Origin of the sequence: Streptomyces scopuliridis, assembly GCF_042790125.1 — a bacterium.
GTDB lineage: Bacteria > Actinomycetota > Actinomycetes > Streptomycetales > Streptomycetaceae > Streptomyces > Streptomyces scopuliridis_A.
Map to the genome: position 1 here is coordinate 221,361 of NZ_JBHTZS010000001.1, position 20,921 is coordinate 242,281.

The 20,921-nt window shown below is 70.5% G+C and carries 18 protein-coding genes; 8 read left to right on the forward strand and 10 right to left on the reverse strand.

The window, feature by feature from the left end; genetic code table 11:
* Positions 1 to 293 precede the first annotated feature (293 nt).
* Positions 294 to 1,622: a hypothetical protein gene (locus ACFRKB_RS00810; RefSeq protein ID WP_383102549.1), complete on the forward strand. Its 1,329-nt coding sequence runs from the start codon at positions 294 to 296 to the stop codon at positions 1,620 to 1,622.
* 46 nt (positions 1,623 to 1,668) lie between these two features.
* Here the strand turns inward: ACFRKB_RS00810 and ACFRKB_RS00815 are convergent, their stop codons facing one another.
* Together ACFRKB_RS00815 and ACFRKB_RS00820 are read right to left on the reverse strand one after the other, a co-directional pair.
* On the reverse strand, positions 1,669 to 2,817 hold the full coding sequence (locus tag ACFRKB_RS00815; RefSeq protein ID WP_383102084.1) for a serine hydrolase domain-containing protein: 1,149 nt from the start codon (positions 2,815 to 2,817) through the stop codon (positions 1,669 to 1,671).
* Positions 2,818 to 2,924: 107 nt separating this feature from the next.
* Positions 2,925 to 3,797: a helix-turn-helix domain-containing protein gene (locus tag ACFRKB_RS00820; protein WP_383102551.1), complete on the reverse strand. Its 873-nt coding sequence runs from the start codon at positions 3,795 to 3,797 to the stop codon at positions 2,925 to 2,927.
* Between the two features lie 143 nt (positions 3,798 to 3,940).
* Between ACFRKB_RS00820 and ACFRKB_RS00825 the strand changes: the two genes are divergently transcribed.
* Both ACFRKB_RS00825 and ACFRKB_RS00830 read left to right on the forward strand, forming a co-directional pair.
* Positions 3,941 to 4,246 carry a 4a-hydroxytetrahydrobiopterin dehydratase gene (locus tag ACFRKB_RS00825; RefSeq protein WP_383102085.1) on the forward strand — a complete coding sequence of 102 codons (306 nt, stop codon included), beginning with the start codon at positions 3,941 to 3,943 and terminating at the stop codon, positions 4,244 to 4,246.
* 34 nt (positions 4,247 to 4,280) lie between these two features.
* Positions 4,281 to 5,231 carry an AraC family transcriptional regulator gene (locus ACFRKB_RS00830; protein WP_383102086.1) on the forward strand — a complete coding sequence of 317 codons (951 nt, stop codon included), beginning with the start codon at positions 4,281 to 4,283 and terminating at the stop codon, positions 5,229 to 5,231.
* A gap of 80 nt (positions 5,232 to 5,311) precedes the next feature.
* Here ACFRKB_RS00830 and ACFRKB_RS00835 read toward each other — a convergent pair whose 3' ends face one another.
* The 3 genes from ACFRKB_RS00835 to ACFRKB_RS00845 all read right to left on the reverse strand — a co-directional run bounded on the left by ACFRKB_RS00835 (position 5,312) and on the right by ACFRKB_RS00845 (position 9,266).
* Positions 5,312 to 6,142 (reverse strand): aldo/keto reductase, encoded by an 831-nt coding sequence (locus ACFRKB_RS00835; RefSeq protein ID WP_383102088.1) that lies wholly within the window; start codon positions 6,140 to 6,142, stop codon positions 5,312 to 5,314.
* A 93-nt stretch (positions 6,143 to 6,235) separates the two neighbouring features.
* Positions 6,236 to 8,059 (reverse strand): AMP-dependent synthetase/ligase, encoded by a 1,824-nt coding sequence (locus tag ACFRKB_RS00840; RefSeq protein WP_383102090.1) that lies wholly within the window; start codon positions 8,057 to 8,059, stop codon positions 6,236 to 6,238.
* A gap of 325 nt (positions 8,060 to 8,384) precedes the next feature.
* Positions 8,385 to 9,266 carry a LysR substrate-binding domain-containing protein gene (locus ACFRKB_RS00845; protein ID WP_383102092.1) on the reverse strand — a complete coding sequence of 294 codons (882 nt, stop codon included), beginning with the start codon at positions 9,264 to 9,266 and terminating at the stop codon, positions 8,385 to 8,387.
* Between the two features lie 145 nt (positions 9,267 to 9,411).
* On the opposite strand from ACFRKB_RS00845, the gene ACFRKB_RS00850 reads away from it, so the two are divergent.
* Entirely contained in the window at positions 9,412 to 10,479 is a 1,068-nt protein-coding gene (locus tag ACFRKB_RS00850) for a bile acid:sodium symporter family protein (RefSeq protein WP_383102094.1), read from the forward strand.
* A gap of 84 nt (positions 10,480 to 10,563) precedes the next feature.
* On the opposite strand, the gene fdhD is transcribed toward ACFRKB_RS00850, so the two are convergent.
* The 5 genes from fdhD to ACFRKB_RS00875 form a co-directional block, all read right to left on the reverse strand.
* Complete coding sequence (fdhD, locus tag ACFRKB_RS00855) at positions 10,564 to 11,403, reverse strand: formate dehydrogenase accessory sulfurtransferase FdhD (RefSeq protein ID WP_383102096.1); 840 nt, start codon at positions 11,401 to 11,403, stop codon at positions 10,564 to 10,566.
* A gap of 54 nt (positions 11,404 to 11,457) precedes the next feature.
* Entirely contained in the window at positions 11,458 to 12,315 is an 858-nt protein-coding gene (locus ACFRKB_RS00860; RefSeq protein ID WP_365972057.1) for a 2Fe-2S iron-sulfur cluster-binding protein, read from the reverse strand.
* A complete protein-coding gene (locus ACFRKB_RS00865) occupies positions 12,312 to 14,201 on the reverse strand; it encodes an NAD(P)H-dependent oxidoreductase subunit E (protein ID WP_383102098.1) in 1,890 nt (629 codons plus the stop codon). The genes ACFRKB_RS00860 and ACFRKB_RS00865 overlap by 4 nt, the downstream gene beginning before the upstream one ends.
* Before the next feature lie 6 nt (positions 14,202 to 14,207).
* Positions 14,208 to 16,133, reverse strand: coding sequence for a molybdopterin oxidoreductase family protein (locus tag ACFRKB_RS00870; protein WP_383102099.1), 1,926 nt, complete (start codon positions 16,131 to 16,133; stop codon positions 14,208 to 14,210).
* 170 nt (positions 16,134 to 16,303) lie between these two features.
* Complete coding sequence (locus tag ACFRKB_RS00875; protein WP_030350464.1) at positions 16,304 to 17,281, reverse strand: 2-dehydropantoate 2-reductase; 978 nt, start codon at positions 17,279 to 17,281, stop codon at positions 16,304 to 16,306.
* A gap of 207 nt (positions 17,282 to 17,488) precedes the next feature.
* Here ACFRKB_RS00875 and ACFRKB_RS00880 point away from each other — a divergent pair, with 207 nt between their 5' ends.
* The 4 genes from ACFRKB_RS00880 to ACFRKB_RS00890 all read left to right on the forward strand — a co-directional run bounded on the left by ACFRKB_RS00880 (position 17,489) and on the right by ACFRKB_RS00890 (position 20,831).
* Complete coding sequence (locus ACFRKB_RS00880; protein WP_383102101.1) at positions 17,489 to 18,868, forward strand: OFA family MFS transporter; 1,380 nt, start codon at positions 17,489 to 17,491, stop codon at positions 18,866 to 18,868.
* Complete coding sequence (locus tag ACFRKB_RS38920; RefSeq protein WP_463291719.1) at positions 18,831 to 18,977, forward strand: MFS transporter small subunit; 147 nt, start codon at positions 18,831 to 18,833, stop codon at positions 18,975 to 18,977. The genes ACFRKB_RS00880 and ACFRKB_RS38920 overlap by 38 nt, the downstream gene beginning before the upstream one ends.
* Positions 18,978 to 19,090: 113 nt before the next feature.
* On the forward strand, positions 19,091 to 20,038 hold the full coding sequence (locus tag ACFRKB_RS00885; protein ID WP_383102103.1) for a beta-ketoacyl-ACP synthase III: 948 nt from the start codon (positions 19,091 to 19,093) through the stop codon (positions 20,036 to 20,038).
* Positions 20,039 to 20,153: 115 nt separating this feature from the next.
* Positions 20,154 to 20,831: a GntR family transcriptional regulator gene (locus tag ACFRKB_RS00890; protein ID WP_030350461.1), complete on the forward strand. Its 678-nt coding sequence runs from the start codon at positions 20,154 to 20,156 to the stop codon at positions 20,829 to 20,831.
* Positions 20,832 to 20,921 lie beyond the last annotated feature (90 nt).

Sequence of the window (20,921 nt, forward strand, 5' to 3'; positions counted from 1 at the left end):
CCAAACGCTGACGTCGGTCATCACCCCTCGGACGGCGGGGGATCCGGCGGCGGGAGATCTGACGGTTCGGTGACGCGGCCTGTCGCTCGCCCCGGTACGGGGGACCGCGCGCCTAACGTGACGGCGTGACCCTGCTACCCCGCCCCGGCGCGGGCTCCGAAACCCCGGCCACCACAGAAAGCTCGGCCGTCCCGGCAACCTCGGCCGTCCCGGCAACCCAGGCCACCCCGGAGGCTCCAGGAGCCGCGCCCGCCCAAGCGCTCGCGGAGGAGTCCGGCCGCCGACTCGACCTGATGGCGGCCGGCGCGGGCGCGCTGCTCTTCGCCGTCGCCGCCGTGGCCGGCACCCTGATCGAGCACTACGACGGGACCCTCCACGTCAACTGGCCGCCCCTGCTGGCCCAGTGGATGCCGCACATCGGTCCCGGCACGCTCCCGGCGCTGCTGACCGCCGTCGCGGTGATCGCGTACGGACCGTCCCTCGCCGCCCGGCTGTCCTGGCGCGGGCTGATCTGGGCGAGCTGGGCCGCCGCGCTGGCCTGGACCTGGTCGCTGGCGCTGGTGGACGGCTGGCAGCGCGGCGTGGCCGGCCGGCTGACCACGCCGCACGAGTATCTGAGCGGTGTCGACCGGTTCGACGACATCCCCGCCACCCTGCGCGACTTCACCCGGCACATCCTGATCGGCCCGCCGGACAACTGGCCGACCCATATCGCGGGCCATCCGCCGGGCGCCGTCCTGACCTTCGTCGGACTCGACCGGATCGGGCTCGACGGCGGCGGGTGGGCCGGCGCGTTCTGTGTGATCACCGGTGCCTCGACGGCCGCCGCCGTCCTCGTCACCCTGCGCGCGCTGGGCGCCGGGAGCGCGGCTCGCGCGGCGGCTCCCTTCCTCGTCCTGGCCCCGGGCGCCGTCTGGGTCGGCGCCTCCGCCGACGGCTACTTCGCGGCCGTCGCCGCCTGGGCGCTCGCCCTGCTGGCGCTCGCGGCCACCCGTACCGTCCGCGCGCCCCGGGCGGTGGCGCTCGCCTCCGGTCTGCTGTTCGGGGTGACGGTCCATCTGTCGTACGGGCTGACGCTGCTGGTCGTCCCGGCCGTGGCGGTGCTCGTCCTGGCCCGCCGGGCACGGCCGCTGCCGCTCGCGGGATGCGCGGTCCTGGGGTTCGCGGCGGTCGCGGTGGCGTTCCTGCTGGCCGGGTTCCGGTGGTGGGAGGCGTACGGACTGCTGGTGGAGCGCTACTACCAGGGCGTGGCCAGGGAGCGCCCGTACGGCTACTGGGTATGGGCCAACGGAGCCGGCGTGGTGATCGCGGCGGGACTCGCGGCCGTCGCCGGGATCCGGCGCCTGCCGGCCGCCGTCCGAGGGGCCGCCGTCCGAGGGGCCCGAGGCGTCAGGAGCCCCGGCCGGACCGTCGCCCTGCTGATGGCCGCCGTACTCCTGGCGCTGCTGGTCGCGGATCTGTCGGGGATGAGCAAGGCCGAGACGGAGCGCATCTGGCTGCCGTTCACGCTCTGGCTGCCGGCCGCCGCCGCGCTGCTCCCCGCCCGTGACCACCGGGGCTGGCTCGCGGCCCAGGCCGGCCTGGCTCTTCTCGTCAACCATCTGCTGCTGACGGTCTGGTGACACGGGTGACCGCCGCGCGGGCCCCGTCCGGCGCGGCGGCGGGGGCTCAGGCGCCGGCCGCGTACCGCCAGAAGTCCCGCATCAGCGGGGGCGGGGTCGGGCCGGTCATCGCCAGCTGGCTGAGCAGGATCGAGACCATCCCGGTGGACGGGACGAGATACCCCGCCGTGCCCGTACCGCCGACCCAGCCGTACCGTCCCCGCACATTCCAGGGATTGATCTCCGCGACATCGACCGAGCCGCCGAAACCCCATCCCTGACCCTCCAGGAACAGCGGACTCGCCTCGCGCTGGGACGGGGTCAGCTGGTCGGTGGTCATCCGCCGGACCGACGCGGGCGACAGCAGCCGGTGGCCGCCGGCCGTCCCCTCGGCGAGCAGCATCCGGGCGAAGGCGTACCAGTCGTCGGCGGTCGAGACCAGCCCGCCGCCACCGGACGGGAACGCCGGAGGGCCGCTCCACTCGCCGCCGGGTGCGTCGATCAGCTCGGGACCGCCCGTCGGACCGGTCCCGTAATAGCTGGTGAACCGGTCGAGCTTGCCGGCCGGTACCTCGAATCCCGTGTCCGTCATGGAGAGCGGCTCGAACAGCCGCTCCGCCAGGAACTCGGGCAGCGGACGGTCCGCGATCCGGGCGATCAGCACGCCCAGGATGTCGGAGCAGGTGTTGTACAGCCAGGCGTCGCCGGGCTGGTGCAGCATCGGGATACGGGCCAGCGCCGCCATCCACGCGTCGGGCGCCGCCACCCGCCGCGGCAGCGGTGAACCCTGGCCCAACTCGCTGAACAGCGGCCCGACCGCGGGCAGCGAGAAGTCGGCCGGGAACCCGTACCCGGCGCGGAAGGTGAGCAGATCGGCCAGCGTGATCGCCCGGGAGGCCGGGACCACGTCATCGGCCGGACTGGCCGGTGTACGGACGACCATCGGCGCCGCCAGCTCCGGGAGCCAGGGCGCCACCGGGTCGTCCAGCGCGATCAGACCGTCATCGACCAGCATCATGACCGCGGCGGCGGTGACGGGCTTGGTCATCGAGGCGATGCGGAAGATCGAGTCCCTGGCCATCGGGGACGTGCGCTCGATATCGGTGAAGCCGACGGCCGCCACCTCGACCCGGTCGTCGTGGGCCACCAGGGCCACGGCTCCCGGCATCGAGCCGTTGCCGACGTATTTCTCCAGGGTGCTGTGCAGCGTGGTCATCGGTCCACCTTCCCGAGTGTGCGGTCAGAGGAAAGACTCCCGCCGCCACCCGAACTCATCGAACCGGTACGCACGGCTCCGACACGGCTCCGACGTGGCGCGACGGGTTACGGAGCGAGCGAGGTCAGATAGGCGACCGTCGCCGGATCCGCCGGGAGGAACGTCTCGATGGCCAGCTCCGCGACGGTCACGTCCATCGGGGTGTTGAAGGTGGAGATGGACGACAGGAAGGAGAGCACCCGCCCGTCGTGCTCGATGACCATCGGCAGTGCGAAGCTCGGCCGCGCGACGGAACGGAGCGTTTCCGTCCCGTCGCCCGCCCTGTCCTCGCCCGCCCCCTTCTCCTCCGCCCCGGACTCCGGCAGCGGATACGCCGCGACCTCCTCGTACACCGCGCGCAGCGCCGGGGAGCGGTCCAGCGCGAGCTGGCGCTCCATCTGGTCGAGCAGATGCCCGCGCCACTCCCGCAGATTGCGGATGCGCGGAGCAAGCCCCTCCGGATGGAGGGTGAGCCGCATCGCGTTGAGCGGTGGCGCGAGGAGCTTCGCGGGCAGCCCCTCCATCAGCATGGCGATGCCCCGGTTGGCGGCCACCACCGTGTACGCCGCGTCCACGACGACCGCCGGATACGGCTCGTACCCGCGGAGCAGCTGCTCCAGGCCCTCGCGTACGGCGTCCATGGCCGGGTCGTCCAGCGCCGTCTCGGTGAACAGGGGCGCGTAACCCGCCGCCAGCAGCAGGGTGTTGCGTTCCCGTACGGGAACGTCGAGCCGCTCGGCGAGCCGCAGCACCATCTCCTCGCTGGGGCGCGCCCGGCCCGTCTCGATGAAACTGATGTGCCGGGCGGACGAATCCGCCCGGATCGCCAGCTCCAGCTGGCTGACCCGGCGCCGCTTGCGCCAGTCGCGCAGCAGGGGACCGACGGCCGGCTCGGCGGCACGCGCCGCCGTCGAGCCGGCCGACGCGAGTGGAGCCGTCATACCGTGAGCTGCCATACGAGGACCGTAATGCACCGGTCAGGGGAGGGGCGTACGGGGTGCGCGCGGCACGGCGGCCCCGACGGCGCGGAGAGACGACGTATCGTCGGCCGCGTCGCTGCCCGTTCCCGTAAGGAGCCCAGGCCATGGCCACCGAACCGCTGTCGCAGAACGAGATCGAGGACCGGCTGCGGGAGCTTCCCGGCTGGTCCGTGGAGAACGGTCTGCTGAGCCGTACCTACCGGCTGGGCACGCACTTCGCCGCGACCGCCATGGTCGTCCATATCGCCCAGACGCAGGAGGAGTTGAACCACCACTCCGCGCTGACCCTGGGTTACCACACCGTCTCCCTCGCGGTGAGTACGCATGACGCGGGCGGCGCCCTCACCGTCCGGGACTTCGAACTGGCCCGGCGCGTCGAGGCGTTCGCCCCCGCGCACGGCGCCGCCTGAGGGTGTCACCGAGGGGCCATTTACGCTGGTGACCATGGACGTACTGGCGGGACTCCTCGACGGACCGCGGGCGCGCGGGGCCTTTCTGCTGCGCATGGTGATGGAGCCGCCGTGGTCCGTCCGGATCGAGGACCGGGCCCCGCTCTGTCTGATGTGTGTCACCCGCGGTGAGGCGTGGATCGTCCCGGACGGCGGCGGTGACCCGGTGCTGCTGCGCCCCGGGGATGTGGCGATCGCCCGCGGCCCCGAGCCGTATCTCACGGCCGACAGTCCCGGCACCGCACCGCGCGCGCTGATCGGCCCCGGCGGCGTCTGCCGCACCCTGGAGGGCGAGCCGCTCGCCCAGTCCATGCACCTGGGCGTACGGACCTGGGGCAACGCCCCGGACGGCGGGACGACCGTCCTCATCGGTACGTACCAGATGGACGGCGAGGTCAGCCGACGGCTGCTGGACGCGCTGCCGCCGCTGCTGTATCTGCCGGCCGATGTCTGGAACTGCCCGCTGATGCCCGTGCTCGACGACGAGATCTCCCGGGACGAGCCGGGTCAGAGCGTGGTGCTCGACCGGGTGCTGGATCTGATGCTGATCGCCGTGCTCAGAGCGTGGTTCGCCCGGCCGGGCGCGGAGGCCCCCGGGTGGTACCGCGCCATGGCCGATCCGGCGGTCGGCAACGCCCTGCGGCTGCTTCAGAACGAACCGGCCCGGCCCTGGACGGTCGCCTCCCTCGCCACCGCGTGCGGTGTCTCACGGGCCGGGCTCGCCCGCCGCTTCACCGAGCTGGTCGGGGAGCCTCCGATGGCGTATCTCACCGGCTGGCGGCTCGCGCTGGCCGGGGATCTGCTGCGCGGTTCGGACGCGACGGTCGAGTCGGTGGCCAGAAAGGTCGGCTACAGCGGTTCGTTCGCGCTGAGCGCGGCCTTCAAGCGGGTACGCGGCGTCAGCCCGCAGGAGTACCGGTCGGGCGCGCTGCCGGTCGGCTCCTAGCACTGCCAATCGGCTCGTAGCGCGGCCGGGACGACAGCGCCGCCGGCCGTAACCGGCCGACGGCGCCAAGGTGTTCGGGGTCAGCCGTTGAGCTGCGCCGGGTCGGGACCGAGGCGCCTGCCCTCGTCCAGCGCGGCGAACGCCGCCAGATCGTCGGCGTCCAGCTCGAAGCCGAAGACGTCGATGTTCTCCTGGATCCGGGACGGCGTCACGGACTTGGGGATCACCACGTTCCCCAGCTGGAGATGCCAGCGGAGCACCACCTGCGCCGGGGTCCTGTCGTGCTTGCGCGCGATGGCGACCACCGTCGGGACGTCGAGCAGCCCCTTGCCCTGGCCGAGCGGCGACCATGCCTCGGTGACGATGGAGTGCTCCGCGTGGAAGGCCCGGGACGCCGACTGCTGGAGCTGCGGGTGCAGCTCGATCTGGTTGACGGCGGGGACCACGGAGGTCTCGCCCATCAGCCGCTCCAGGTGCTCGGGAAGGAAGTTCGAGACGCCGATGGCCTTGGCGCGGCCCTCGCTCAGAATCTTCTCGAACGCCTTGTAGCTGTCGACATAGGTGTCGCGGGCCGGCATCGGCCAGTGGATCAGATAGAGGTCGACATACTCCAGGCCGAGCTTCCCCAGCGAGGTGTCGAAGGCACGCAGCGCCGTGTCGTAGCCCTGGTCGCCGTTCAACAGCTTGGTGGTGACGAACAGTTCCTCACGGGCGATCCCGGAGGCCGCGATGGCCCTGCCCGTGCCCTCTTCGTTGCGGTAGAGGGCGGCGGTGTCGATGCTGCGGTAGCCGGCCTCCAGGGCGGTGCCGACGGCCCGTGTCGCCTCGTCGTCCGGGACCTGCCAGACGCCGAAGCCGAGCTGGGGCATCTCGATGCCGTTGTTGAGAGTGAGGGTGGGGACCTTGCTCACGAGCGGTCGATCCTAACGTCGTCGGTTGCTGCTCCGGAATACAACGGTCACGGCGGCGGGCGGATTCCCGCGGTCGTGGTCGAAAGTGGCGCCTCAACGGTAGAGCGCGTCCACCTCGACCGCGTAGGCGGCCTCGATCGCCTTGCGCTTCAGCTTCAGTGACGGTGTCAGCAGCCCCAGTTCCTCGCTGAACGGATGCGCGAGGATCCGGAACGTACGGATCGACTCGGCCTGGGACACCGCGGTGTTCGCGGCCACCACGGCACGCCGGACCTCCATCTCCAGATCCTTGTCCCGCACCAGATCGGTGGGTTTGAGCGGTGGCCGCCCCTGAAGGGACAGCCAGTGGTCGACGGCCTCCCGGTCCACCGTCACCAGCGCGGCGATATACGGCCGGTCGTTGCCGACCACGATGCACTGGGACACCAGCGGATGGGCCCGTACCCGGTCCTCCAGGCCGCCGGGCGAGACGCTCTTGCCGCCCGAGGTGACCAGAATTTCCTTCTTCCGTCCGGTGATGGTCAGATAGCCGTCCTCGTCCAGCGCCCCGAGATCGCCGGTGGCCAGCCAGCCGTCGTGCAGAACCGCGTCGGTGGACTTGGGGTCGTTGAGATAGCCGGAGAAGATCTGGCCGCCGCTCAGCCACACCTCGCCGTCCGCGGCGATATGCACCGAGGTGCCGGGGATCGGCTGGCCGACCGTGCCGTAGCGGGTGCGTTCCGGCGGGTTGGCGGTGGCCGCCGCGCAGGACTCGGTGAGCCCGTACCCCTCGTAGACGGTGACGCCCGCGCCCGCGAAGAACAGCCCGAGCCGCCGGTCCATCGCCGAACCTCCCGACATGGCGTGCCGTACCCGGCCGCCCATCGCGTCACGGACCTTGCTGTAGACGGCCTTCTCGAAGAACTGGTGCTGTACCCGCAGCGTCGCGGACGGCCCGGGGCCGAGGCCGAAGGCGCGGTGCTCCAGCGCCTCCGCGTACCGCACCGCCACCTCCACGGCCTTGTCGAAGGGCCCGGCCCTGCCGTCCCTCTCCGCCTTGCGGCGCGCCGCGTGGAAGACCTTCTCGAAGATGTACGGCACGGCCAGGATGAACGACGGCCGGAACGCCACGAGATCCGGCAGCAGCGCGCTCGCCTGGAGGACGGGCTGATGGCCCAGCTTCACCCGGCCGCGGATCGCCGCGATCTCGATCATCCGCCCGAAGACATGCGCGAGCGGCAGGAAGAGCAGGGTCGACGGTTCCTCACCGGCCTTGGAACGGAAGACCGGCTCCCAGCGGTTGAGGACCGTGTCCGCCTCGAACATGAAGCAGGCGTGGGTGATCACACATCCCTTGGGGCGTCCCGTGGTGCCCGAGGTGTAGATCACCGTGGCCACGGAGTCCGGTGTCACCGCCCTGCGGTGCCGGTGCACCACCTCGTCGTCGATGCCGGCGCCCGCGGCGAACAGTTCGCCCACCGCGTCGGCGTCCAGCTGCCAGAGCCGTTTCAGCCGGGGCAGCCGGTCGATGACCGAACCGATAGTCATGGCGTGGTCCTCGTGCTCGACCATGCAGGCCGAGACCTCGGCGTCGTACAGCATCCAGTAGACCTGCTCGGCCGAGGACGTGGGATAGACCGGCACGGACTGCGCGCCGACCGCCCAGAGCGCGAAGTCGAAGAGTGTCCACTCGTAGCGGGTACGGGACATGATCGCGACCCGGTCGCCGAACCGTACGCCGTGCGCGAGCAGCCCCTTGGCCAGCGCCAGCACCTCGTCACGGAACGCGGCCGAGGTCATGTCCCACCACAGGCCCTGTTCGTCCTTGCGGCCGAGCGCGACTCGTCGCGGATCGTCGACGGCATGATCGAACACGGCGTCCGCGAGCCCACCCACGTGGGGGGCGGCCGGCAGAGGGGGGACGGTGAACTCGCGCAATGACTTGCTCCTTGTGGCGCTCCGCACAGCGCGGGTGACGGTACCCCAACGGCCGCTCCGGGGGGAGAGCGTCCACGGAACCGGCACGAAGCCGTATCACCACAGGTCAGCGCCCGATTCGAGCCCGTGTTCCGGGGCTCATGACGCACATCCGGCCATCGGGCGAGTGGCGGGCGGGGGAATCTCCACCGAATCCGTACGCCGCTGTCACGCACGCTCTACCGGGCCAAGACCTTTGGTCCGTACCTGTGCCCCGTCAGTTGCCGCGCTGAGCCGGCCGCGCTGAGCCGTGTGCTTTCAGCCGTGCGCTCTCAGCGGTGCGCTCTCAGGTGTCCGCCGCCGGGCGGTGCAGCCGGTCGCCGCCCGCCAGGATCGCCGCCGCCAGCGCGTCCGCGGCCTCCTGGGCCTCCGGGCGGCCCCGGCGCCGGCCGTGCAGCAGGACGAAGTCCACCCCGCCCAGGTCCGGCAGCCCCGCCTTCGCCGGCACCGGCACCAGGCCCGGCGGTATCAGCCCCCGGGTGTGCGCCATGACGCCGAGCCCCGCACGGGCCGCCGCGATCAGTCCGCTCAGGCTGGCGCTCGTACACGCGATACGCCAGCGCCGGTCGTGCGCCTCCAGCACCTCCAGCGCGCGGGCGCGGGTGAGCGCGGGCGGCGGAAAGGCGATCAGCGGGACGGGACGCTCCGGGTCGAGGCGCAGCTGCGGCGCCCCGATCCAGGCCAGGGTGGACTGCCAGACCAGCTCGCCATGGCGGTCGCCCGTGCGGCGTTTGGCCAGCACCAGATCGAGCCGGCCGTCGGCCAGCTGTTCGTGCAGGATGCCGGAGAGCTCCACAGTCAGCTCCAGATCGACCTCGGGATGGTCGAGCCGGAACGTCTCCAGAATCTCGGGGAGCCGGGTGAGGACGAAGTCCTCCGAGGCGCCGAATCTGAGCCGGCCGCGCAGCCGGGTCCCGGTGAAGTAGGCCGCCGCCCGGTCATGGGCCGCCAGGATGGTCCGGGCGAAGCCGAGCATGGCCTCGCCGTCCTCGGTCAGCTCCACGCTGTGGGTGTCCCGGGTGAACAGGAGCCGCCCCGTCGCCTCCTCAAGACGGCGGATGTGCTGGCTCACCGTGGACTGGCGCAGTCCGAGCCGGTGCGCGGCCTGCGTGAAACTCAGGGTCTGGGCCACGGCCAGGAAGGTGCGCAGCTGTCGTGGGTCGTACATACCACCAGGTTAGAGCGTTATCGCGAAGCACGATGACAGTCAGAGTGGTATGCGGGATTCCCGATCATGGAGAACGGGGGGAGCATGGGGAGGCACGCGCTGTACCGACAGCCGGACACCGCACCGACAGCCAGTAGTGGAGCACATGAACCGCCGTCTTCCCCCGCGCATCCGGATCCCGTCCTGGCTTCCTGTCGACCCCTACATCCTGGCGCTCATCGGAACCGTCGCCCTCGCCGCGCTGCTGCCGGCCTCCGGCACGGCCGCCGATGTCGCGGGCGGGGCCTCGACGGGGGCGGTGGCGCTGCTGTTCTTCCTCTACGGAGCGCGGCTCTCCACCCGGGAGATGGTCGACGGGCTGAAGCACTGGCGGCTCCATCTGACCGTCCTCGCCTGTACGTTCCTGCTCTTCCCGCTGCTGGGGCTGGCCGCGAAGGGGCTCGTACCGTTCGTCCTGACTCCCCAGCTCTACAGCGGACTGCTCTTCCTCTGTCTGGTGCCGTCCACGGTCCAGTCGTCCATCGCCTTCACCTCCATCGCGCGCGGCAATGTGGCCGCCGCGATCTGCGCGGGATCGTTCTCCAGCCTCGTCGGCATCGTGATCACACCCCTGCTCGCGGCGCTGCTGATCGGCGGCGGGACGGCCGGCTTCTCCGCCGACTCGCTGTTCAAGATCGTCGCGCAACTGCTGCTGCCGTTCCTCGCGGGCCAGTTGCTGCGCCGCTGGATCGTCGGCTTCCTCACGCGCCACCGCAAACTGCTCGGCCTGGTCGACCGCGGCTCGGTCCTGCTGGTCGTCTACACGGCGTTCAGCCAGGGCATGGCCGCGGGCATCTGGCACCAGGTGACCCCCGCGAGGCTGGCGGTGCTGCTGGGTGTCGAGGCGGTGCTGCTCGCCGCGATGCTCTCGCTGAGCTGGTACGGCGGCAAGCGCCTCGGCTTCGGCCGCGCGGACCGGATCGCGATCCAGTTCGCCGGTTCGAAGAAGAGCCTGGCGGCGGGGCTGCCCATGGCGAGCGTGCTGTTCGGCGCGCAGGCGAGCCTGGCCGTGCTGCCGCTGATGCTGTTCCACCAGATGCAGTTGATGGTGTGCGCGGTCATCGCGAAGCGCCGCGCGAAGGATCCCCGGCCGCCGGACATCCCGTACGCCCGCACCACCGTTGACCGCCCCGCCTCGATCCGTACGCCCGTCTCCACGCCCGCCGGCGAGTGAGCCGAAGCTCGAAGAAGGAAGGAGCCCGGCCGACGCAGGGGGCGCTCCCCGCCGGCCGGGCCCTGTTCCGTGCAGCGGGGGTGGTCAGACCCCGGTATGCAGGGCGATCCTCTCGTCCCCCGCGTACACGTTCATGGAGGTGCCGCGGAGGAAGCCGACCAGCGTCAGCCCGGTCTCCGCGGCGAGATCGACGGCGAGCGACGAAGGCGCCGACACCGCCGCCAGCACAGGAATGCCCGCCATCACGGCTTTCTGCGCCAGTTCGAAGGACGCGCGGCCGGAGACGAGCAGGATCGCCCGGGACAGCGGCAGCAGGTCCTGCCGCAGTGCCCGGCCGACGAGCTTGTCGACCGCGTTGTGCCGGCCGACGTCCTCCCGGATGTCGAGCATCTCGCCGTCCTCGGAGAACAGCGCGGCCGCGTGGAGGCCCCCGGTCCGGTCGAAGACCCGTTGTGCCGCCCGCAGCCGGTCGGGGAGGCCGGAGAGCAGCGCGGGCTCGATACGGACCGGGGGAGTGTCGTTGATCGGGAACCGGGCCGTGGTCCGTACGGCGTCCAGGCTGGCCTTGCCGCACAGTCCGCACGACGAGGTCGTGTAGACGTTGCGCTCCAGCGTGATGTCCGGCACGGGCACCCCCGGCGCCAGCCGTACATCGACGACGTTGTACGTGTTCGAGCCGTCGTCCTTCGCTCCCGCGCAGTACGCGATGGACTGGACGTCGGCCCCGGCCGCCAGCACGCCTTCGCTGACGAGGAAGCCCGCCGCGAGCGCGAAGTCGTCGCCCGGCGTGCGCATGGTGATGGCGAGCGGTTTGCCGTTCAGCCGGATTTCCAGTGGCTCTTCCGCCACCAGGGTGTCGGGGCGGGTCGAGATGGCTCCGTCCCGGATACGGATGGTGCGGCGGCGCTCGGTGACCCGTCCCATGTGATCCAGTCCTACTCGTCGGTGCTGCCGGCAATGCCGCTGTCGGTGCCGCTGTCAGCGCTGTTGTACGTGCTGGTAGCCGAACCGTCCCTTGATGCAGAGGTTTCCATGCGTCACCGGATTGTCGTGCGGCGAGGTCACCTTCACGATCTCATTGTCCTGCACGTGCAGTGTCAGATTGCAGCCGACGCCGCAGTAGGCGCAGATCGTGGTGGTCTCCGTCTGGGCCGACTCGTTCCAGGTACCGGCCTCCCGCATGTCGAACTCCGACTTGAAGCTGAGTGCCCCGGTCGGGCAGACCTCGATGCAGTTGCCGCAGTAGACACAGGCCGAATCGGTCAGCGGTGTGTCGTGCTCGGTGGAGATACGGGCGTCGAAACCGCGGCCCGCGACGGAGATCGCGAAGGAGTTCTGCCACTGCTCACCGCACGCGTCGACGCACTTGTAGCACTGGATGCACTTGTCGTAATCGCGGACGTACAGATCGTTGTCGATCTTCGGCTCTTCGTTCAGCCGGGCCGCGTCGGGACCGAAGCGCGCGGGCTTCGCGTCGTACTCCTTGATCCACTCGGCGGCTCTCGGGGTGGTCGAGAGATCGGTCGACGAGGCGAGGAGTTCGAGGACGATCTTCCGGCTGTGCCGGGCGCGCTCGGTGTCCGTACGGACGTCCATGCCCGCCTCCGCCCGGCGCGAGCAGGCGGGCGCCAGCGTACGGGCGCCCTCGACCTCGACGACACACACCCGGCACGCGTTCTTCGGGGTGAGTGTGTCGCCCTCGCAGAGCGTCGGGATGTCCTTGCCGGCCGCACGGCAGGCGTCCAGGAGCGTGGACCCCTCCGGTACCCGCGTCTCCTGGCCGTCCAGTGTGAACTCGACCAGCCGGCGCGGCGGCTGAAGCGGTATCGCGGTCACTTGGCACCCCTTGACTCGAAGACGTCCAGACGGTCGATGGCGGACTCGACGGCGCTCCACGCGGTCTGTCCCAGACCGCAGATCGAGGCGTCCTTCATGGCCCGGCCGACCTCGCGCAGCAGCGCGATGTCCCCCGCGGCCTCGGCGCCCGTACGGTCCAGGATCCGGTGCAGGGCCTCCTCCTGCCGTACCGTGCCGACCCGGCAGGGCACACACTGCCCGCACGACTCGTCGCGGAAGAACTCGGCGATACGGAGCAGCATCCGCGGCAGTTGTACGGTGTCGTCCATCACCAGCACCACCCCGGATCCGAGTGTGGTGCCGGCCGCCCTGGTCCCCTCGAAGGTCAGCGGGATGTCCCGCTCGTCGGGCCGTACGAACCCGCCCGCGGCGCCGCCGAGCAGGATCGCCCGCACCTCGCCCGGTGTGCCCGCCAGATCGAGCAGCTCGCCGAGCGTGGCGCCGAAGGGCAGTTCGTAGATACCGGGCCGTGACACATTGCCGGAGACACAGAACAGCTTGGGCCCGGTGGACCGCTCCGTGCCGATCGCCGCGTACGCCTGGGCGCCGCCGGTCAGGATCGGCAGCACATTGATCAGGGTCTCGACGTTGTTCTCGGCGGTGGGCTTGCCGAACAGGCCCTGCTCCACCGGGAAGGGCGGCTTGGAGCGCGGCTCGCCCCGGTAGCCCTCGATGGAGTTGAACAGCGCGGTCTCCTCGCCGCAGATGTACGCGCCCGCACCGCGCCGGATCTCGATGTCGAAGGCGTAGCCCTGGCCGAGGATGTCGTCCCCGAGCAGTCCGCGGGCGCGCGCCCGGTCGATCGCGTTCTGGAGGAGGCGCAGCGCGCGTGGATACTCACCGCGCAGATAGAGATAGCCGTGGTGCGCGCCGACCGCGTACCCGGCGATGGTCATCGACTCGATCAGGGAGTACGGATCGCCCTCCATGACCACGCGGTCCTTGAAGGTGCCGGGCTCCGACTCGTCGGCGTTGCAGACCACATAGTGCGGGTGGGCCGGCTGCGAGGCGGTGGCCTGCCACTTGCGGCCGGTGGGGAAGGCCGCGCCGCCGCGGCCGACCAGACCGGCGTCGGTGACCTCCCTGATGACACCGGCGGCCCCGAGGTCGAAGGCCCGGCGCAGCGCCGCGTAGCCGCCGTGCGCCCGGTAGTCGTCGAGGCTGTACGGGTCGACGACGCCGACGCGGCCGAGCAGTGTCAGCCCCGGCTGCCCGGCCTGCGGTACGGCCATCGCCGCGCCGGGCTCGGCGGGCGCCTCCTCGGGCGCGGCCGTGGCCAGGACGAGCGCCTCGGCGGTGGCGGGGGCGATGACGGCCGTGGCGTACGGCCGGGACGGCGGCTCCGTCTCCTCGGCGTCCCGCGCCGCGCCCGCCTGGATGAGCAGCGCCGCCGGGGCCCGTTCGCAGAGGCCGAGACAGGGGCTCGGCTGCCAGACGGCGCCGGCCACCGGCGCGCCCGCCGCGCCCAGCCGCTCTTCCAGGCTCGCGCAGAGCGCCTGGGAGCCATGGGCGGCGCAGGCCAGGTCGGTGCAGACGTGCAGCACCTTCGCGGGGCGGGGCCTGACCGCGAACATCGCGTAGAACGTGGCGACGCCGTACGCCTCCGCCGGCGGCACCGTGAGCCGTCGGCAGAGGTAGTCCAGCGCGCCCTCGCTGATCCAGCCGACGCGGTCGTTGACCGCGTGCAGCCCCGGCAACAGCAGGTCTCGTCGCGCCCGCGCCTCGCGACCGCCCCGTGCCCAGCGCAGATCCGTGTCCGTACGGTCGTCCGCGCCTTCCCAGGCCGAGGCCGGCGGGCCGAGCAGCGCGTCGACCGCCGCCCGTTCCTCGTCGGTCGGCTTGCTGTCACCGAAGTGCAGATCCACTGGGTCTCAGCTCCTTGACGCCGCTGCGGGCAGCTTCTCGATCCGGATCGCCGACGCCTTGAACTCGGCGGTGCCCGCGATCGGGCAATTGGCCTCGATGGTCAGCTGGTTGGTGTCCACCTCGTCGGGGAAGTGCATGGTCATGAAGGCCAGTCCGGGACGGAGCCCCGGGTCGACCCAGACCGGTGCCTGTACGGTGCCGCGCCGCGACGAGACGCGGACCTCCTCGCCCACCGACACCCCGTACCGCTCGGCGTCCTCCGGGCACAGCTCGACGTACTCGCCGCGCCGCAGCGGAGAGGCGAAACTCCCGCTCTGCACGCCGGTGTTGTACGAGTCGAGCCGGCGGCCCGTGGTGAGCCTGATCGGATACTGATCATCCGTCAGATCGACCGGGGGGTCGTGCTTGACGATGCCGAACGGCGCGAGCCGGCCGCGCTTGGCCGGGTCCGCCTCCCACAGCCTGCCGTGCAGATAGGTCGGTTCGAGCCGCTCCGTGTCCGGGCACGGCCACTGGATGCCCTGGTGCTCCGCCAGCCGCTCATAGGTCATGCCGTAGTGGTCGGGGGAGACCGAACGCAGCTCGTTCCACACCGACTCCGCGTCCGCGTACTTCCAGGCGTGCCCGAGCCGGCCGGCCAGCTCGCAGATGATGTCGATGTCCTCGCGCGCCTCGCCCGGCGGCTCGACGGCCTTGCGCACCCGCTGCACCCGGCGCTCGCTGTTGGTGGTGGTGCCGTCCGTCTCGGCCCAGGCGGCGGTGGCGGGCAGCACCACATCGGCGAGTTCGGCGGTCTTGGTGAGGAAGATGTCCTGCACCACGAGACAGTCGAGCCGCTTCATCCGTTCCACGGCCTGCTCGCTGTCGGCCTCGGACTGGGCGGGGTTCTCGCCGATGCAGTAGACGGCCCTGAGCCCGCCGGTCTCCATCGCCTCGAACATGTCCGTCAGGTTCAGCCCGTAGTGCGGCTGGATGACGGTGTCCCACGCGGTCTCGAACTTCCGCCGGACATCGGGCTCCAGGATGTCCTGGAAGCCGGGCAGCCGGTTGGGGATGGCGCCCATGTCGCCGCCGCCCTGCACATTGTTCTGGCCGCGCAGCGGCTGCACACCCGAGCCGTACCGGCCGACATGCCCGGTGAGCAGGGAGAGATTGATCAGCGCCCGTACGTTGTCGGTGCCGTTGTGGTGCTCGGTGATGCCCAGCGTCCAGCACAACTGGGCCCGTTCGGCGCGGGCGTAGGCGTGTGCCAGCTCACGGATCGCCTCGGCCGGTACACCGGTCACCTGCTCGGCCACCGTGAGCGTCCATGGCTCGACCTCGGCGGCGTACTCCTCGAACCCGGTGGTGGCGCGCTCGATGAACGAGCGGTTGTGCAGGCCCGCGTGGATGATCTCGCGGCCCACCGCGTGGGCCAGCGGGATGTCCGTACCGACGTTCAGTCCGAGCCAGCTCTCGGCCCATTCGGCGGTGGAGGTACGGCGGGGGTCGACGGCGTACATCCGCGCGCCGTTCCTGATGCCCCGCAGCACATGCTGGAAGAAGATCGGATGGGCGAAGCGGGCGTTGGAGCCCCACATCACGATCAGATCCGTGTGGTCCACCTCCCCGTACGAGGAGGTGCCGCCGCCGGATCCGAAGACGGCGGAGAGCCCGGCCACACTCGGCGCGTGACAGGTCCTGTTGCAGGAGTCCACGTTGTTGGTGCCCATCACCACACGGGCGAACTTCTGGGCCACATAGTTCATTTCATTGGTGGCACGGGCGCAGGAGAACATCCCGAACGCACCGCGTGCGGCGCGCAGGCCCTCGGCCGCGCGGTCCAGCGCCTCGTCCCAGGTCGCCCTGCGGAAGGGGCCGCCCTTCTCGTCCCGCACCAGGGGGTGGGTGATGCGGGCGTACGTTTTCGGCGTGCGGTCTCGGTTCTTCACGCTGCGCTCTCCTTTGGGAGTGATGGCCGCGCCCATTGCATACAGTATCCCGGTAGCGGGTACGCGAGGGAACCCCCGGTACGGGGATTTGACGCGTACCCGCTTCTCTCCGGCGCGTACCCGCCGCTGTCCGGCGCGTACCCGCCTCTCCGGGAATCGGTGACGGGTGGTCAGGCGGCCGCGGTCACCCCGCGGGCCAGCAGGTCCGAGATCGCGTCCACCGTGCGGAGCGTCGGCACCGGGACATCGCTGATCGCGGCGAGTTCCACGACAGCGGCGAGCAGGACGTCCAGTTCCAGGGGTTTGCCCTTCTCCAGGTCCTGGAGCGTGGAGGTCCGGTGGTCACCGACCCGTTCCGCCCCCGCCAGCCGCCGTTCCACGGATATGTCGGGACGGCAGCCCAGCGCCTCGGCGACCCGCAGGGCCTCCGACATCATCAGTTCGATGACCTCGCGGGTGGAGCGGTGCAGGCACATCTCCCGCATGGTGGCCCGGGTGAGCGCGCTGATCGGATTGAACGAGATATTGCCGAGGAGCTTGATCCAGATGTCCTCGCGCAACTCGGCCTCGACAGGGCATTTGAGACCGCCGGTCCGCATGGCATCGCTGAATTCCAGACACCGCGGGGAGATGGAGCGGTCGGGTTCGCCGATCGAGAACCGGGTGCCTTCGAGATGCCGGACGACGCCCGGTCCCTCCAGCTCCGTCGCCGCGTACACCACACACCCGATCGCACGTTCGGGTGGGAGTACGGCGCTGACCGAGCCGCCCGGGTCGACGCTCTCGACCCGCCGGCCGTCGTACGGACCGCCGTGGCCGTGGAAGTACCACCAGGGAATGCCGTTCTGGGCGGCGATGACCGCCGTGCTGTCCTTGAGCAGAGGCGTCACCAGCGGCCCGCACGCCGCGTAGGAGTTGGCCTTCAGCCCGAGGAAGACATAGTCGACCGGACCGATGTCCTCCGGCCGGTCGGTGGCGTGCACCCGGGCGGTGAAATCACCGCGCGGGCTGAGCACCCGGACTCCGTGCTCCCGCATGGCCGCCAAGTGCGGTCCGCGGGCGATGAGATGGACGTCGGCGCCCGCTCGGTCGAGAGCGGCTCCGACGTAGGCGCCGATCGCTCCGGCGCCGACAACTGCGACTTTCACTGTGGGGCTCTCCATTCGGTTTGAGGGAGACCGAGGGAAGGGTCACACTCCGCTTTCTGTTCGTGATGCTGTTGATCACGCTCCGTATTGGCAATATATTGTCTACAGTATGGAGTTCTGGTCGGCAAGGCTCCGGAAAGGTATGCAGTCGGCAAACTCGGCTAAGGATCTTCCCAAGCCGGTTGATCGCTTCTTAGAGTCGCGACCATGACGCCACCACTCGCGCCCGCCGGCTGGAGCCGCTGGCTGGTGCCCCCCGCCGCGCTGTCGGTGCATCTGTCGATCGGCCAGGCCTATGCCTGGAGCGTGTTCAAACCGCCGCTCGAATCGGCACTCGGTCTCTCCGGCACCGCCAGCGCCCTCCCCTTCCAGCTGGGCATCGTCATGCTCGGCCTGTCCGCGGCCTTCGGCGGCACCCTCGTCGAACGCAAGGGCCCACGCTGGGCGATGACGGTCGCCCTCTGCTGTTTCTCCTCGGGGTTCCTGCTCGCCGCTCTCGGCGCCGCCACCGAGCAGTACTGGCTGATCGTCTTCGGCTATGGCTTCGTCGGCGGTATCGGCCTGGGCATCGGCTACATCTCGCCCGTCTCCACCCTGATCAAGTGGTTCCCCGACCGGCCCGGCATGGCCACCGGCATCGCCATCATGGGCTTCGGCGGCGGCGCGCTCATCGCCTCGCCGTGGTCCGCGCAGATGCTGGACTCGTTCGGCACGGGGAGTGAGGGGATCGCGCTCGCCTTCCTGGTGCACGGGCTGGTGTACGCGGCGTTCATGACCCTCGGGGTCCTGCTCGTCCGCGTACCCCCGGCCGGCTACCGGCAGGGCGGGGACGACGGGCCGGGGCCGGCCTCCGGTGCCGCGAAGCCGGCGGCGGGCGCGCTGATCTCCACCGCGCAGGTGTCCGCCAAGTCCGCCGTGCGCACGCCGCAGTTCTGGTGCCTGTGGGTCGTCCTGTGCATGAATGTCACCGCGGGGATCGGGATCCTGGAGAAGGCCGCCCCGATGATCACCGACTTCTTCGCGGAGACCGACGCGCCCGTCAGCGTCTCGGCCGCGGCCGGCTTCGTGGCGCTGCTCTCCGCCGCCAACATGGCGGGCCGGATCGGCTGGTCCTCCACCTCGGACCTGATCGGCCGCAAGAACATGTACCGCGTCTATCTCGGCGTCGGTGCGCTGATGTATCTGCTGATCTCACAGTTCGGCGACTCCTCCAAGCCGCTGTTCGTCCTCTGCGCGCTGGTGATCCTCTCCTTCTACGGAGGCGGCTTCGCCACGGTCCCCGCCTATCTCAAGGATCTCTTCGGCACCTACCAGGTGGGTGCCATCCACGGCCGGCTGCTCACCGCCTGGTCCACCGCCGGTGTGCTCGGCCCGCTGATCGTCAACTGGGTCGCGGACAGCCAGGAAGAGGCGGGCCGGAGCGGCTCGGGACTGTACGGTCTCTCGTTCACCATCATGATCGGGCTGCTGGTCATCGGCTTCGTCGCCAATGAACTCGTCAGGCCCGTCCACCCCCGCCACCACGTCCCCGCCCCCAGGGAGGCCGCCGATGACCGCGTCACCAGCGAACAGCACCGCACCGGCTGAGTCCCGGCGTACCGGTCTGATCATTTTCGCCTGGCTTTGGGTCGGGATCCCCCTCGCGTACGGTGTGTACGAGCTGGTACTGAAGGCGGCCCAGCTTTTCACCGGATGATATGGAGTCTCCAAGCGGCGCGGCTGAATCCTGTTGGTTCACCTGCACCCCTACCGGTGAGTCGCTGACAAGACTGGAGCACTCCTGACGTCGAACCAGAGGGGGTCCCGGGCATGACCGGCACTCGTATCGCCGCGCTCGGGCACTACCAGCCCGCCAAGGTGCTCACCAATCACGACCTGGCGGCCATGGTCGACACCAATGACGCGTGGATCAGCAGCCGGGTGGGGATCAAAACCCGTCATATGGCGGGGCCCGACGAGCCGGTGGACGAGCTGGCGGCGCACGCGGGCGCCAAGGCCCTGGCGTCCGCCGGGCTCACCCCGGCGGACATCGATCTGGTGCTGGTCGCCACCTCCACCGCGATCGACCGCTCCCCGAACACCGCGGCCAGGGTCGCCGCCCGGCTCTCCATGGGCTCGCCCGCCGTCATGGACCTCAATGTCGTCTGCGCGGGCTTCACCCACGCCCTCGCCACCGCCGACCACGCCGTACGGGCGGGCTCCGCGTCCCGTGTCCTGGTGATCGGGGCGGACAAGATGACCGCGATCACCGACTGGACCGATCGCTCGACCTGCGTACTGGTCGGGGACGGCGCGGGCGCGGCGGTCGTCGTGGCGGCCGGCGCCGACGAGGAGCCGGGGATCGGTCCGGTGCTCTGGGGCTCGGTGCCGGAGATGGGCCACGCGGTACGGATCGAGGGCAGTCCGCCGGTCTTCGCCCAGGAGGGGCAGTCCGTCTACCGCTGGGCGACCACCCAGCTGCCGCCGATCGCCCGCAAGGTCTGTGAACGGGCGGGTGTCACCCCCGAGGAACTGGCCGCGGTCGTGCTGCACCAGGCGAATCTGCGGATCATCGAGCCCGTTGCCCAGAAGATCGGCGCGGTCAACGCGGTCATCGCCCGTGATGTGGTGGATTCCGGTAATACGTCCGCGGCGTCCATTCCGATGGCGCTGTCCAAACTCGTGGACCGCGGAGAGATTCCGTCGGGTGCGCCGGCGCTGCTCTTCGGCTTCGGGGGGAACCTCTCCTACGCGGGTCAGGTCATCCGTTGCCCATGAATCCCGCTGTTCTCGGTAGACTGTAGACGATAGCCAATGTCTTGATGTTCATCACCCCTGGTGACATCGGTCCATCGCTACAGTCAATGACACTGCCGGCCAGGAGGGGGACACGATGTTGTCCGCGAAGTTGGCGCAAGGTGCCGTGCCTAAACTCGAACGACCGGGACCACTGCGTGAACGTGTGTACGAGGCTCTGCTCGAACTGATCACGACCCGGGCGCTCCAGCCCGGTCAGCACCTCGTCGAGAGCGAACTCGCGCGTCATCTGGGGGTGTCCAGGCAGCCGGTGCGTGAGGCCCTCCAGCGCCTCAACACCGAGGGCTGGGTCGATCTGCGCCCGGCGCAGGGCGCCTTCGTCCATGAGCCGACGGAGGACGAGGCGGACCAGCTGCTGTCGGTCCGTACGCTCCTGGAGGCGGAGGCCGCCCGGCTGGCCGCGGCCAACTCCGGCGCGGCGGGGATCGCCGAGCTGGAGGCACTGTGCGCCAAGGGTGAGCAGTCCGTGGCCGACGACGACAGGGATCTGACCGTCGCCACCAATGCCGCCTTCCATGCCAAGGTCATGGAGCTGGCGGGCAATGTCGTACTGGCCGAGCTGGCCGCGCAGGTGGACCGCCGGGTGCGCTGGTACTACACGCCGGTCGCCCGGCAGCGCGGCAAGCAGTCCTGGATCGAGCACCGTGAACTCATCGCCGCGATTTCTACGCGCGACGAACGGCGCGCGACGGAAGTGATGAAGGCGCACACGGAGCACACGCGCAACACGTACCACCACCGCCAGGAGTCCTGAACCTCCTCTTTCCGGGCATTCCCCGCTCAAGCGAAAAGCAGGTGCGAAGGGCCGCGAAAACGACGCCTCGAAACGGCTTTGTCCTCGGTG